This is a genomic window from Novipirellula rosea (assembly GCF_039541335.1).
Taxonomy (GTDB): domain Bacteria; phylum Planctomycetota; class Planctomycetia; order Pirellulales; family Pirellulaceae; genus Novipirellula; species Novipirellula rosea.
In genome coordinates, this window is the sequence record NZ_BAABGA010000067.1 from 32,878 (window position 1) to 48,686 (window position 15,809).

The 15,809-nt window shown below is 56.2% G+C and carries 8 protein-coding genes; 5 read left to right on the plus strand and 3 right to left on the minus strand.

Annotated elements, in window-relative coordinates; translation table 11 throughout:
* Positions 1 to 22: 22 nt before the first annotated feature.
* The 3 genes from ABD971_RS24615 to ABD971_RS24625 form a co-directional block, all read right to left on the minus strand.
* A complete protein-coding gene (locus ABD971_RS24615; protein WP_345326486.1) occupies positions 23 to 2,710 on the minus strand; it encodes a PSD1 and planctomycete cytochrome C domain-containing protein in 2,688 nt (895 codons plus the stop codon).
* A gap of 368 nt (positions 2,711 to 3,078) precedes the next feature.
* On the minus strand, positions 3,079 to 4,458 hold the full coding sequence (locus tag ABD971_RS24620) for a DUF1552 domain-containing protein (protein WP_425571364.1): 1,380 nt from the start codon (positions 4,456 to 4,458) through the stop codon (positions 3,079 to 3,081).
* Positions 4,459 to 4,469: 11 nt separating this feature from the next.
* Complete coding sequence (locus ABD971_RS24625; RefSeq protein WP_345326488.1) at positions 4,470 to 7,439, minus strand: DUF1592 domain-containing protein; 2,970 nt, start codon at positions 7,437 to 7,439, stop codon at positions 4,470 to 4,472.
* A 369-nt stretch (positions 7,440 to 7,808) separates the two neighbouring features.
* Between ABD971_RS24625 and ABD971_RS24630 the strand changes: the two genes are divergently transcribed.
* From ABD971_RS24630 to ABD971_RS24650, 5 genes are all read left to right on the plus strand, one after another.
* Positions 7,809 to 9,308 carry an FAD-dependent oxidoreductase gene (locus ABD971_RS24630; protein WP_345326490.1) on the plus strand — a complete coding sequence of 500 codons (1,500 nt, stop codon included), beginning with the start codon at positions 7,809 to 7,811 and terminating at the stop codon, positions 9,306 to 9,308.
* Positions 9,309 to 9,353: 45 nt separating this feature from the next.
* Complete coding sequence (locus ABD971_RS24635) at positions 9,354 to 10,244, plus strand: SDR family oxidoreductase (RefSeq protein ID WP_339944339.1); 891 nt, start codon at positions 9,354 to 9,356, stop codon at positions 10,242 to 10,244.
* Positions 10,245 to 10,862: 618 nt separating this feature from the next.
* On the plus strand, positions 10,863 to 11,888 hold the full coding sequence (gene sbnA, locus ABD971_RS24640) for a 2,3-diaminopropionate biosynthesis protein SbnA (RefSeq protein WP_345326493.1): 1,026 nt from the start codon (positions 10,863 to 10,865) through the stop codon (positions 11,886 to 11,888).
* On the plus strand, positions 11,885 to 13,627 hold the full coding sequence (locus ABD971_RS24645; RefSeq protein WP_345326495.1) for an FAD/NAD(P)-binding protein: 1,743 nt from the start codon (positions 11,885 to 11,887) through the stop codon (positions 13,625 to 13,627). The genes sbnA and ABD971_RS24645 overlap by 4 nt, the downstream gene beginning before the upstream one ends.
* Entirely contained in the window at positions 13,627 to 15,156 is a 1,530-nt protein-coding gene (locus tag ABD971_RS24650) for a Y4yA family PLP-dependent enzyme (RefSeq protein WP_345326497.1), read from the plus strand. The genes ABD971_RS24645 and ABD971_RS24650 overlap by 1 nt, the downstream gene beginning before the upstream one ends.
* Positions 15,157 to 15,809 lie beyond the last annotated feature (653 nt).

Genomic DNA, 15,809 nt, shown 5'->3' on the forward strand with positions numbered 1-15,809 from the left:
TGTCAACAATCGGTGGGTTGGATCAATCAACATACAGAAACTCGTTCGTTCGCAGCATCGATCGCGTGAACGCCGTCCATGTCTCTCGCTCGCGAACCGCTTTATCATTTTTAGATTGCTTCAACGCTTCATTCATCAACCGCATCCACTCGGTGATGTCGCTGCGTTCGGCCGTGGTGGGTGGACGTCCAAGGATTAATTCGTACGCCAACACTAAACGGGCGTCGTGATCCAGGTCCGGCTGCAGTAATCGTGCTGCCAACTTCGCTGCTTTCTCATGCACGAAAGGATCATTCATCAAATACAACGACTGCACCGTCGTCACACTGCTGTCACGCACCGACGTGCTGGCGTTTTGGTCGGCACCGTCAAACGTCGTAAAATAGGGTCGGGCATTGAGCCGAGCCATCATCAAGTATACGCTTCGTTTGTTCGAATCATAAACGTCACGAAACGGATGATGCTGAGTGTATTTCCACTTGTCCTTTGGCGGAAACGGATGCGGTTCGCGTGGCATCTGCGTATCTAATTCGCCGCTGAGCAGCAGTAGGGTGTCACGCAGTGATTCCGCATCGAGTCGTTGGCGATTGAACCGCCAATGCCAATCATTATTGGGATCAGCTTGGATTGCGGCCGTGTTGTGGTCGCCTTGCGAGCTCAGTTGATACGTCCGCGAGAGCATGATGCGTCGATGCATCTGCTTGATCGACCAACCGTCGGCGATAAAGCGAGACGCCAACCAATCGAGCAGCTCAGGGTGCGTCGGCGGCAATCCACGCACACCGAAGTCGCTGGGGGTTTTCACAAGCCCCGTACCGAAGTGATAATGCCAAATGCGATTGACCATTACGCGAGCGGTGAGCGGATTATCCGCGGCGGTCAACCACATCGCCAATGACAATCGGCCGCTGTGCCGAGTCTCTTCGGCGGACAACGTCTGACCGCCCAACACTTCGAGGAAGCGGCGAGGAATCACGTCGCCGGGCTTTTGCGGTTCGCCACGTAGATGAACGGCGGCGTCGTCCGCATCCCCGTCGGCCATCGCATAGACAAGCGTCTTGCTCGGTTTGCCTTTTTCTACCAGCGGCACAAAGTCGCGAGGTTTGGAATCAAGCTCGATTCCCGGAAAGGGATAACGGCTGCTTGCTAAGATTCCATACAGTCCGTAGTAGTCGTCTTGTGAAATCGGATCAAATTTATGGTCGTGACATCGAGCACAGGTGATCGTCATCCCTAGCACCGTGCGGCCGATATTGTCGAGCGAGTCTTCAATCGTCAAGTGTTGCGGGTAGTCTTTGACGACCGAGCCGAATCGCCGTGAAATCGCCAGGTACCCCGTCGCGATCGTTTGCTCGTTCCGCTGATCATCCGTCATCGCAGGCAACAAATCGCCAGCGATCTGTTCTCGCAAAAATTGGTCGTACGGTTTGTCAGCGTTCAGCGAATCGATGATGTAATTGCGATACCGATAAGCTTCTGGAATCGGATAATCCGAGTTATCGCCAGCGGTGTCGGCATAACGAACCAAGTCCATCCAGTGTCGCCCCCAACGCTCGCCGTAATGAGGCGATTCCAACAACCGATCGACGACCTTTGCAAACGCGTCCGAGGATTCGTCCGCCAAAAAGGAAGCGACCTCGTCGGGCGACGGAGGCAAACCGATCAAATCGTAGGTCGCTCGCCGAAGAAGCGTGCGTTTATCGGCGTCGCCGATCGGACGCAGCCCGTGCTGGTCCAGTCCGGCTGCGACAAAACGATCGATCTCGTTGTATCCCCAGCTCGCATCGTTGGGTTCCGGCGGGATGGGATCCGCGATCGGTCGCAACGACCAAAATTGACGAGCCTTGTTCACATCGATCTTCTTGCGAACAAAACGAGTAGCGTCGCTGCGAGGATCGGGGGCCCCCATTTTGACCCAGCTTTCCAAATCCGCTATCTCGGCGTCCGACAATTTTTCATCTGGCGGCATCTCCATCGCATCGTCGTACCGCACCGCTTGAATTAACAAACTGTGTTCCACATCGCCTGGGATAACGGCAGGTCCGGTGTTACCGCCACGACGCATCGTCGGCCGCGAATCGACCAGCAATCCGCCTTGCAGTTCATCGCTTTCGCTGCTGTGACACTCGTAACAATGCGTGGCCAGCAGAGGGCGGATGCGACTTTCGAAGAACGCCAATTGCTCGTCCGTGATCGGCGGATCGTTTGATCCGTCATGCTTGCCACGCCACAGCTCGATGCCGGAAAAGTTCGCCGCACCTCCCTTGCTGGTCAGCTCGATCGATCCCTTGCTGACATCGACGTACCACGGCCCTAGCTTTTGCCACTTGCCGGCGCCGCCGCTGTTGAACCGAGAAACCACCGTCTTACCATCGACACGAATCTCGTACGTCTCGGCGCGGTTATCCTCCCACACATACAGGAACACGGTGAAGGTGCCGCCAGGAAGATTTTTAAGCTCGATGCGATTGCCGTTCCAGCGACTGCTGCGAATCATCTTCGCTCGATCCGCATCGGTCGACGGCACGAGCGGAACGTTTTGTTGTTCGAATGCTTTGTCGGTGCAAACGTAGTTTTTCGATTCACGGCCTTCCCAAACATGCCCATCGATGACGACCTCGGGGCCATTCAAATTCAGCCCACGAAAAAACACCGCACCCTCGTTGGCGTCCGAAGCGGACTTGAGCGCCACCGAAAACACGAGGCTCATGGCGACTCGAACAGAGAAGTGCACTCGCAAAACTCCTGGGCATCGATCGGGGTGGGCTCTCGGCACTCGCTGTTAGGTTCACCGAGAGAGATTTGGGGGGAGCACAGCGTAGGCGGGACGAATTCAAACGAGTTGAATCAAGATCAGATCATCCATCATCGATCCGCCTTAACGGTCTCAATCCCAACGATTATAGGCGTCCCCCCCGACGAGTCACGCTGCAATTCGCCTCAGAGTCAATAGATTTTGGCAAATGGATGCTCAATCCCACGTTCATACGCCGGGAACCATCGTAGTGGACGAGGCAACGAGTCCGTGGGATTGAGCCTTGGGTGAGGGACTCGTAGCCTCGTCCACTACGATTCCGATTATAGATCGGCGAGCCGTTTTTCGGCGTCACCAAAGTGATCGAGTTTGATGTCCATCCGATCCATAATCGAAAGGTACATGCTGCACAGTTTGCGATTCTCGTTTCCCTTGTCGATGTAATCGAGCACGCGGCCGGTTTCGAGTTCGCCCGACAAACCGCCGGTCAACAATACGGGAACCTTGTTTGAATCGTGTGCATTTCCCGACCACATGCTCGAAATGAACAGCAAACACGAATGGTCCAGCACGGTGCCGTCCCCCTCGGGCATCGCATCCAACTTGTTGGCCAAGTAAGCGTACTGGCTGCAGTAGTACCGCGAGATCCGCTCATACTCGTCCGACTTGTCGCGGTGCGACGCCGAGTGATGCGTGCTTTGCACATCCAGAAACGGATAAAACAACCCCGACAAGTCGCGGTTTAGCAGCAGCGTGGCAACGCGAGATTTGTCGCTCTGGAAACCGAGCGCGACGATGTCGCACATCAACCGCATGTGTTCGCGAATGTCTTCGGGCAATCCATCGTCGGGCCGTTTCATCATCGCGATCGTTTTGCCATGATCTTTGGCTCGCGAGGCGGCCTTGTCGCGAGCCGCTCGCATCGACGCGGCTCGCTTTTCGACTTCACGGACGCTACTCAAATACTCCTCGAGCTTGGCCTTGTCCGCCGAGCTGACTCGGTGACTCAGCGACACGGCGTCTTCGCGAACGCGGTCCAAAATACTCTCGTTGCGACGGCTGCCGTGATTGTCAAACAACGCGTCAAAGGCGAGTGATGGATAGACTTCCATTGGCACCGGGGACGTCGAATTCTGCCACGAGATGTGCGAACTGTAAGCCATCGAAAAGTTGGTTTCATGATAACCGGTCACCGGTTGCTCGCAGCCCAAGACCATACTGGGGACGGCCGTCTGCTCTTGGAAATGGTTCGCCAACATTTGATCCATGCTGATGCCGCCACGCAGCTCGGATCCCTTTTGCAGCGATGCTCCCGACAAGATATTCCCCGTTTGCCCCGGGTGAATACCAACACCTGTCGCATTTTCGTTGAACAGCCCGGTGATGAAATTCATCTTGTGTTTCAGCGGTTCCATCGGCTGCAAACTTTTACCCAATTCCATCTGGTCGCCACTTCCCTTGGCCCACCAATGGTCGCTGTTGATCCCGCACCCCATAAAGACCGCTGCAAAGCGTTTTGGGGAATCGGTGGGATCGTTGCCGGCCACGGTTTCGCTTCCCCAAACGGGAATCGATTCCAACCACGGCAGCGCCATCGCGACGCCGGTTCCCCGCAGCAGCGTGCGGCGAGACAGTCGGTGGGAAGCCGCAGTCGACGCGGATGAAGAGGCCGCGGCAGATGTTTTTTGTTGAGATCGATCCATGCTAGTCTTCATCACTCGAGTTCCAATTGGGTTCGTTTATTCAGAAACGCCGGGCTCGTCACAATCACTTCGATCATGCTGCTGAAACGGTGATCCTGTTCCGCCAGCGTTGACTGCATCTGAGCAATCGTTGCTTCGTCCGAAAGTTGCAATGTTCGCCCAAGTCCATAGGCCAACATTTTACGACACAAATTTTCAACAAAGTCGTCTTGTCGTTGGTCGCGAATGTATTGCAGCAGCCCGGCGAGTCCGCTGCCTTCGCTCTTGTCCGGAAACACCGCGGTGTCATCCACGGCGCGGCCGCCAAGATCGGTATCGCGTGATTCGCCCACGGGTCCATAGCCTTCGAAAGCGAGTCCAAAGGAATCGATCCGCTCGTGACAGCTCGCACAACTCGCATCCGCACGATGACGGGCAAGCGCCTCGCGAAGCGTCAGATCACCGAGTTTCGATTCGTCTTCGGGAAGCTCGGGAACCGTCGCTGGCGGCGCGGGCACATTCTCGCCGAGCATCCGTTTGACCACCCAATTGCCGCGTTTGACCGGACTGGTACGCAGCCCCGGCGAGTTGTACGTCAAAAAGACAGCCATCGGCAACATTCCGCCCCGTCCCCAACGACTTGCCTCGTCGAGTTTGCTCCAGCCATGGATGGAATCCGCAATCTGTTCGGAGGGCACGCCATAATGTTTCGCCAACTCGGGATTCACAAACGTGTGATCCGCATACAAACACTCAAGAACCGAGGCGTCGCGATCGATCATGTCCAAAAAGAAGCGAACCGGTTCCTCGTACATCGCCTGCCGCAATTCATCGGTGAATTGCGGAAAACGGCCTCGATCGACTCCGTTGTGCTGTTCGAATCGCCGGAAATCGAGCCAGTTGCCTGCGAACTCTGTCGCCAAACCATGCACACGCTCGTCACGCAGCATACGGCGAACTTGGTCGACCAGCACGCCGGGCTCGTGCAAACGCCCCGACTCGGCAATTTGCATCAGTGCCGGATCAGGCATGCTGGACCACAAAAAGTAGCTCAGCCGACTTGCCAGCGCCACATCATCAAGCGGCTGCACGCCCGGCGTTCGCGGCGATGCAATCGTTTCGCCACCGCCGTCACCCGGCAGATCGACGCGATAACAAAAGTGAGGTGACATCAACACGCGAACCACGCTGTCGCGGATCGCGTCTTCGTGACTCAGTCCATCAACGTCACGCAGCGTTTGATAAAACGCTTTGATTGCCTCGCGTTCTTGACGCGACAACGGACGGCGAAAAGCACGCTCGGTGAATTCGACTAACGCTTGAACATGGACCGGTTCCGACTGAATTTGCAACTGCTCCAGTCGCCGGAATGTCGCGGACATATCGTCAAAGTAGCGGCGGATCGCCGCCAAAGCCTGATCACTCGATCCCAATCGGCGGGCCTTGGCGAGGTAAACTTCCGCCAGCCCTTGGACTTTTTCAGTGGACGTCGCATCTTTGTCCTCGGCGCGATAACGGTCGAATTCACGGTCCCGCATGAAGGTCGAGTCCGTGCGATCAAACCAAATGAATCCGCTATACTGCCGCATCGGTGCGGACGTGACGAAATCAAGCTCGGTCCACAATCGATCGATCTGGCGCTGCTGCGATTCATCGAGCATCAAATCATACAGCGGGGCATCATCGCGAAAGTATCCCATTTGGCTATGGAATCCCGCGCTCAAAAATCGCCCCTTCAGTTTCTTTTCCGACTTCGCATCCAGGTACACCCGGGCGCGTTCGGAGATGAAAAACGCATCGGGAAAAATGCTGCAGAACCGCTCAAGCGATTCGTGCATCTGATCCTTCGCCGCGTCGTCGGCAGCGGTCATCGCTTGGGCCGCCGCTGAGTCCGCAGGCAAACCGAGATCACCCTCGGGCAAGGGCGTGCCCGAGTAACGTCGACGATTCTCCACAAATTGCCGGTTCTTCCACAGCACCAATGGCTGAGACCCGTTGTTCATTTCGGGGGAGGTCAAATTCGGTACTTCCGGAACCAAGCTTTCGCGTAGCGTCGTGACAAACTCGGCTATTTGTTCACAGCCCGCTCGCGCCTCGGCCTGATGTTGCTCCGTCGCTCCCGCCGGCAATTCGAGCCACATCGCCTGTATCGCCGCGATCACGCCTACCGATTCCGCTTCGCCCGTCAACATCTCCCATAACGTCTCGGCATATCGCTCGCTCAAACCGTGCTGGCGTGCGAGTTCAGTCAGCGTTACGCCCGAGCGTCCCAGCGGGTCTCGATTTTGGAACTGCCAAAGCAGCATAAAGTAGTCGTCATAATCAGTCCGTTGCCGGTTGTAGAAATCGACAATTCGATTGACACAAAACTTGTCGCGATCGGTGGGGGTGATGACCGGATGGGGTGCAAACTCGAATCCCGTCGGCGTTAACGCCAAATGCTCCGCCACGGATTGCGCGGCCGCGAGATACTTTCTCAACAGGGCAGGGGACATCGTCAACGATTCCCCCGAGTTGTCGAAGCCCGCTTCGTTGGCCGGGTCAATCGGAAACGCGTTTGCCGGTTGGATATCCACTCCCGTCAAATCACGAATCGTGTGGTTGTACTCGGCGTTGCTTAGGCGGCGGGCCAACACGACGCCGGGATCCCCGGCGGTGCGTTTGGCTTCGGCGTCGCGGACCGCTTCGATCCAGCGGACGACTGATTCACGCTGCTGCTGTGTCAGCTGCTCGTCAGCATCCTCGGGAGGCATATCACCCGCTTCGAGCCGCTCGAGAACCACCATCCAGCGGCGAAAATTCTTGACAACCGATGCCAGGTCCTGGTCGACACTCAGATCCAAGTCGCCTTCGCGAGTCACGTCGTTATGACAATCGGCACAGTGGGTCTGCAGCAGCGGCTGGACGGTGTCGCGAAACGTGACCGTCAATGGCTGTTCAGCGATCACGGTGACCGTGTTCATCACGAGCAAGCAAGCAACAACAAAACGCAACGTTTTCATAGGTGCGTTGGACCAATGCGGGGCAGGGCAGGGGGGCTAAAAAAGGCAGCCAGGTGGGGAAGGAACGATGCATCGAGGATGCCACAACAGTCTACAGACTATCCCTTGATCATGGTCACCTGAATTCGTCTTGGCAGGCGAGAAAACCGGAATTGAGCAGGAAAATCGGCTCTCGAGAGCGAAATGAGCGATGAGTTAACCCGGCGATACAGCTTCTGCTGAAATCTTGGCGACGCGGCTGCCGGGTTTCTGCTCGGTTCCAAAGTTGTTTTTGGCGAGGTCGCAAACCGAACCAACGGCACACGGTGTGCTTGGTTTGCTTGTTGATCCCTCAAAGCTGACCAAACCCCCATCCCTCCGAGATTCATCATGAACGGAAACGCCATTCATCATTCGTGTTGGGTTCATTCCAATCCGCTGACACAGCGATTTGATCGATTGTCAGCCACCCACACCAGCAACGTTGCCGTGGTGGGCGGCGGAATCACCGGACTTTCGACGGCCTTGGAATTACTGCATCGCGGATTCAGCGTGGCGGTCTACGAGGCAGGGATTATTGGCGGAGGAACCACCGGCGGCAGTACCGGCCACCTAGACGCACATCCGGAAATTGGTTGCGGCGAGTTGCTGTCAAAACTGGGTGAAACGGCAGGCCGCGAGTACGTACAGCTTCGCCAAGCCGCGATCGCTGCGATTGAACACCGCGCCGCTAACTATTGCGATTTCACTCGCGTACCAGGCTACTACTATTCCGAACATGCCGACGATGCCTCTTCGCTTCGCGACGAATGCGAGGCCGCCGCTCGGCTAGGGTTGCCGGTCGAATGGTGTGACAAGCCGCCGCTACAATTCGCAACCGTCGGCTTTCGAATCGACTCGATGGCACGTATGGATTCGATGGCCTACCTGCGACGATTGACTGATTTGGTAGTCGAAGCCGGAGGTAAGATTTTTGAAAAATCAATCGCTCGCGTCTCGCTCGAAGAACAAACACGCGAGCTGTCCGTCGGCGACGGGACCGCCCACTTTGACCATCTGGTGTTGGCGGCCCACTGCAACAAATCCGATTCGATGCTGCTGGACATCGAAACACCGGCGTATCAATCCTATGCACTACTGGCCGAAGTGGCCAATCCGCCAGCGGATGGACTGTTCTGGGACAACTCGGATCCTTACTTCTACACACGCCGCTGGGGAAGTGCGTCGCCGAACAAGATCATCGTGGGCGGCTGCGACCACCGGACTGGCGATGGTGACACCAAACAAGCGCAAGCGGATCTCGAGGAATATGTCCGTCAGCGATTTGACGTCCGCTCGATCGAGTCGCGATGGAGCGCCGAGCTCTTTGAACCTACTGATGGATTGCCGATGATTGGCAAAGTCCCTGGCAAGGAAAACGTCTGGATCGCGACCGGATTGAGCGGCGTCGGATTGACTTGGGGCACGGCGGCAGGATGGTTGATTGCTGACCAAATCTTTCGCGGATCTTCGACGCTGCAGGATGCCCTGTCGCCGGCGCGACTAAGCGTCTCGGCGATCACCGGAGCCGTCACCGAGATGGCTGCCCCGGTCAAAGGCATGGCTCAGCGAATTCTGCCCGCAAAAAAAATCGATCCCGTCACCCTTCGTCCTGGCGAAGGTGCGGTAGGAGATATCGAAGGCGTTCATACCGCAATTTGCCGAGATAAAAGCGGCGTGCTGCATCGATGCGATCCCGTCTGCACTCATATGGGCGGTACGGTTTCCTGGAACGAAGCCGAACAAACATGGGACTGCCCCGTGCATGGCGGCCGATTTACAAACTGTGGGAAACGGCTTTACGGTCCCCCGGAACAAGACTTGCAATCACCCAAAACAGGAAAGCAATAAACTCTTTTTCAAACGCACTGAGAAAATCGCCTGAGGATCGATTGCATGAACAAGTCAAAGACACGGGGAAACGCCAACTCGAAAAAAAGTCGACCAGCACAATCACAAAACCGACAACCGGGTATTCAGGCTGAAATGGAACCGCAACCACGTACGATCCGCGAGGACTACGTTGGCAGCGGCAAATTGAAAGACAAGGTTGCATTGATCACCGGGGGCGATAGCGGGATTGGTCGATCCGTCGCCGTGATGTTCGCTCGCGAAGGGGCGGACATCGCCTTTGTTTACCTGAACGAAAAAGAAGATGCCGAACAAACGCGGTCGCTAGTCGAGGCCGAAGGGCGAACCTGTTTGCCCATCAAGGCTGACATCGGCAAGGCCGCTTCATGTAAATCTGCGGTCGCAAAGACGGTCAAGAAATTTGGCCGTCTCGATGTGCTCGTCAACAATGCCGCGGAACAACATCCGCAAGACGACATCGATGCGATCACCGAGAAACAATTGGTTGCGACGTTCAGCACGAACGTGTTTCCGATGTTCTATCTAACCCAAGCGGCATTGCCGCACTTGAAAGAGCACGCGGGAAGCTCGATTATCAACACGACCTCGGTGACCGCGTATCGCGGCAGCCCGGGACTACTCGACTACGCTGCCACCAAAGGCGCCATTGTGGCCTACACTCGATCGCTATCACAGAAATTGGTGGATGATGGCATTCGCGTCAACGCGGTCGCACCGGGGCCAATCTGGACGCCACTGATCCCCGCGACCTTTGACAAGGAAAAGGTCAGCAAGTTTGGTAGCGACACACCAATGGGCCGGGCAGGACAGCCCGACGAATGCGGCAGCTGTTACGTCTTCCTTGCCTCCGAGGACGCCTCCTATATCACCGGCCAAGTGCTGCACCCCAACGGCGGCGAAGTCATCAACGGTTAATAAATGGTCAATCACGCCAACGGCTTGAAAAGCATTGTCGGCCAGCTTTCCAAGCTGGAACCGTTACGGTGATGCGCTGAAGTGAATTCGTTGATCCCACTGAACGCTGTCGTTCTCACATCGACGTTGAAACGCAAGGCGACGTCAATACTCGAAGCACGCCAACGGCGTGCAAAGCCGTGCGACAATGTATGCCGGATCGCAGCGGAGTGGAGGTCCGGCCTTCGAGGATTTCAGCCTCAAGTGACCTTGAATTGATCAGCGTGCTTGCCAGCAAACCGGGCGTTTGGGGAAATCTTTTCACTAGCAATTTGCAGCTCTTTCCGACGGACGCGCTCCGACGCTTCCTCAATAATCACGTCCTGATTCTCGCGTCCTAGCGTGCGACAGACGGGGTAATTGCTCGCGGAATCGACTGCAAAAATGTGCTCCGCATCAGCTAGTACGGCTACGCCAAAGAGGCTGCACTGTGCTGTTTTGGCACGACGAATGCTTACTGAATTCTTCCAATACCAAATCCCTTCCAACACTAGCAGCAGCAGTACGTGCCATCCCCAAACGGCCGTCTGCGAACAAGCAGGTTGGCAAAATGTCAACCGCCCCCTGGAGAGTCCATTCGTGTGTACGGTCGTTCCCCCTGCTAAAAATGTACTCGATGCGATCGGCAATACGCCCTTGATTCAACTGAGTCGTTACCTTGATGTTGCCGACGTCACACTGTTTGCCAAGCTAGAAGCGAGCAATCCAGGCGGCAGCGCAAAGGATCGCCCCGCTCACGAAATGATCCGTCAAGCGATCGAGCGAGGCGAAATCAACCGCCGCACCACCGTGATCGAATCCTCGTCGGGAAACATGGGAATTGGACTGGCCCAGGTCTGTCGCTACTATGGAATGCGATTTATCTGTGTGGTCGATCCCCGAGCTCAACGTCAAAACATCGAGATCATGCAAGCACTCGGCGCCGAGATCGATTTGGTCGAGCGACCACTCGAAGGCGACTTTTTAGCTGCCCGTCTCGCGCGAGTTTGCTATCTACTGGAAACCACTCCCGATTCTTATTGGCCTAACCAGTATTCCAATCCCGCAAACCCGCTGTCACATCGCATCGGTACGGTGCGTGAGATCGACGAGGCGTTAAAAGGCCAGCTGGACTATCTTTTTGTCGCCACCAGCAGCACTGGCGCTGCACAAGGTTGCCGCGATTTTCTGCGATCCATGAATCGCTCGACCCAGGTCGTTGCGGTCGACTCGGCGGGCAGCGTGTTGTTTGGCGGCACCGCCGGCAATCGCATGATTCCCGGGCTCGGTGCCGGCCGTGTGCCGCCGCTGGCACGCAACCAAACCTTTGATCATATCGCTCGCGTCAGCGACCTCGATTGTGTTGTCGGTTGCCGCCGCATGGCACACCGCGAAGCGATGTTGGTGGGCGGTTCCGCGGGCGGCGTGCTGGAAACCGTCCGGCGGATGCAAGAACAATTGAGCGGAAAGGTCTGTGCGGCAATCCTACACGACTCCGGCACACGCTATCTACAAACCATTTTCAATGACCAGTGGGTTGCAAATCAATTGGGATGCGACCCCGAAACGATCCGCCAGCGGGCGGGAATCACAAACGCAACGGAGAAAAAGGCGGTGATGTCATGAGCATTGGACTAAGAACGCAAGCCCCCCGAACCACGTCGGCACCAACCAAGCCCGAAACGGTTTTCCGAGTCGCTATCGTGGGCTGTGGACCGCGAGGAATGTACTGTCTCGAACGGATCACGCACGCGATCGAGCAGCAAAAAATCAGCGCCCCCGTTCAGATTGATATTTATGAACCATCGGCATTCCCCGGCGCTGGGGTCGTCTACGATCCTCGCCAACCCGAACATTTGCGGATGAATTTTGCCAACCACCAAATTGATACGCGGCATCCTGATTCGCGGCGCGAAGATCCACGCAATCGCAACCTAATCTCGATGTCGTTTCTGCAGTGGGCTGCGGCAAACCGGCCCGAGTGGTCGGATCCCACAGGCTATGCACCGCGGGGCGTGGTTGGTGAATACTTGCACGACTGCTTTCTGCGGATCATGGAAAGGTTGCAAAAGGTCGCCATGGTGAATCTGCATCCGACCAAGGTGATCGACATCGAAAACGCTCAAGATCGCTGGATTTTGAGCACGGCAAATAACGACGCCTGCTATGACGAGGTCGTTTTGACCGTCGGCCACGAAGGCTGGCGATCGGCCGAGTCGTATCGTATCGGCGATGTGATCGCGGACATTCCTTGCATCTTCCCGACGCAATCGCAACTCTCGTCGACAGCGGTTCCATCCGAATCGGTCGTCGCGATCCGAGGCTTCGGCTTGACCTGGATTGACGCCGCACTTTCGTTGACCGAAGGACGCGGAGGCAAGTTCACGGAGGTCGACGGACGATGGAGCTACCAGTGCTCGGGAAACGAGCCCAAGCGAATGCTGCCGTTTTCGCGTTCAGGACGTCCCATGCTGGCGAAGTCGCTTGTCACAGAAGAGCAGAAACTAAAACCGGTCTGGGCCAAATTCTCGAAACAACTTCGCATCCTGGCCTCGACCGCAAAACTGACTCGCACCAGCGACGATGAAAACGACAAACCTCATTTTCGCGCCGATGCTTGGCCGATTATCATCAATGCGGCTACGGAGGCGCTACACACCCTGCGGCCCGACGTTGACCGGTTTAACGTCCAGCAATGGTTTCGTGATTGGTCACGCTGGCGAATCGTTGACCGAGAGGTCGTCGCACAACTGCGACACTCCTACGATGTGGCGACCGGTCGCAAACCGGTCGACGAGGCCTGGGCCTTGGGATTGGCGTGGCGGCAACTCTACCCCGCTCTGGTCGAACTCGTCAGCCAAGAAGGACTCGCGTCGTCTAGCGTCGATGGGTTCCAAAGGATCGCGACCGAGATGGAACGTATTGCCTTCGGCCCTCCTGCCGAAAACGTCGGCCGTATCTTAGCACTCTACGAAGCCGGCTTGATCGACCTCAGCTTTCTTGCCAATGCAACGCCAATGCGTGACGCGACTGGTAAAAAAACGTTGGCCTGTGGCAATCGCGTCATGGAAGTCGACCTGATCATCGATGCGACCATCCCTGGGCCTCACCAAAACGAACAAGGCGGTATCCTCGACCGTCTGGCCAGCGATACTTTCGTGCATCACGACCGGGCAGGGCTGCATGTCAACGAATCGGGCCGCTTGGTGCAGCGAAACGGAGATGAACTACCTGGCATTGCCATCTTTGGCCGTGTCACCGAAGGCAGTGTGCTGGGCAACGACACCCTCAGCCGCACGCTTCACGCTCATCTGGATCGTTGGACCACCAGCCTCATTCACTCGCGAAAAAGGACTCTGTCCTGATGTCGGCCATCCCGAGCGAAAGAAGTGTCTCGTCGTCCGCCGTCATTAAAAAATGCGAGCAGGGAAGCCCCGATCAAGCGAAAACGTCTCTCGACAGCCGCTGTACCGGTACGCCCCCGCTGACTGCCCGTCGCGAACCGTGGATGAATTCGCTGCTGCATGATCCCGCATTGGCCTCGCTGTTGCAGCAGCATGGCTCGCCGCTGAACTTCGTCACCGCTGAGCCGATGCTGGCTAATGTTCGAGAATTGAATTCGGTCGCGAAGGCTCGGTCGTTGGACTTCCGGGTTTTCTTTGCCCGCAAAGCAAACAAATGTCTGACGTTTGTCAACGCAGCACCGCTAGCGGGCTCAGGAGTCGATGTCGCCAGCTTGAATGAACTGCAGCAAACACTCGACGCCGGGATTGCCGCCAGCGACATCATCTGTACCGCAGCGATCAAAAACGAGGAATTGATTGACGTCTGCGTTCGCAGCGAGATCACGTTGACAATCGACAACGAAGACGAACTTTCGCTGATCACTCAATCTGCAAAAAAACACGCCAAGACAGCGGTCGTGGCGATTCGGTTGAGCGGGTTTGTTCATGATGGCAAGAAACTGACCTCACGCTTCGGAGTCGACATCGATCAATGCGAGCGATTTGCAAAATCGATTGATGGGAATGACGTTCACGTCACCGGTTTGCATTTCCATCTCGATGGATATTGTGCTCGCCAACGGGTTTCGGCGATCGCGCAAACACTGGCGGTAGTGCCTCGACTGCGTGACTTGGGGCACTCAATCGAGTTTTTGGACATCGGTGGTGGGTTTCCGATCAGCTACCTGCCCAGCGGCGAGCAGTGGGAAACGTTCTGGAATGAACATCGCCGCGGGTTACTGAACCAGCGGTCGCCGCTGACCTATCGCAATCATGGACTGGGGCTGATCGCGATCGACGGAAAGATCGTCGGTAACCCCAACAGCTATCCCTACTACCAATCTCCCACTCGATCGGCTTGGTTGGCCCAGATTCTGGATTCGCCAGTTGCCAACAGCACGGTTGCAGACCAGATCCGCGACCACCGCCTGCAACTCCGCTGTGAACCGGGACGTAGCATCCTGGACGGTTGTGGCATGACGGTGGCCCGAGTCGAGTTTCGCAAGCAGAACAGCGACGGCGATTGGCTGATCGGATTGTCGATGAACCGGACTCAGTGCCGAACCAGCAGCGATGATTTCTTAGTCGACCCGATCGTGATTCCCCAGACTGACGGCTCAAAAAACGAACGACAAAACGAGCACTACGCCGAACCGATGGAAGGTTTTCTGGTCGGGGCCTACTGCACCGAGTCGGAGCTGATTTGCTTGCGAAAACTGCGATTCCCTGCGGGGATTCGTCGAGGCGACTTGGTCGCGTTCCCCAACACGGCGGGCTATCTGATGCACTTTCTCGAAAGTCGTTCGCATCAATTTCCACTGGCAAAAAACATGGTCTACGACTCATGTTCGCAGACGCCGTGGATGCTGGACAAAATCGACGCCGAGTAAGTCACGGTGGTAAAAACTTCAGTGGCGGGAGAGCAGTCGCAGCTAAAACGTTGGACTCCTTGTGATTTTTGGTAGCGCTGGCTTTCTGCCACCTCTCCACCAACTTCGCAGACTGCTGATTTAGTAGCATTGATTGCAGGCCGGAGGCCGACACACCCTCTGCCGGTAGCGTAAGCTACCGGTCAGGAGAGGCGGAAAAACATAGCCCGGAGGGCGACACATCTGCTGCCAGTATGTCGGACTCAGGCCCGTGCGTTTGCTACTACTTCAGCAATCACCTTCGTCGGTGGAGAGGTAACTGCAGTATCGGCCGGAAGAAAAACTCCCCCCCATTATCTGATGTCAATATCAACGTTTTAGCGGACCAGCGTTAGCCCCGGTTCAGTGGTGACAAAACCGTGGCTAGCGCCAAAACGGCTATCTAAATTAGCAGTCCAGTCTATTGCAGAGCTTGGCGAATCCTGAAGTCACGAAGTGACAACAAGTAGCTCCGGACGCCAGTCCGGGTTCGGCACCACGAAGCAAAGTAAGTCACAACGTGAAATTGATATCGAACGCTTTTCCGCGTAGGAAGGATCTTTAGCAAGATCCACTACGGCCAATGATTTGTTTCGCATCGCTCGCGACTTTGGATGTGAGGACGACCGTTTTCT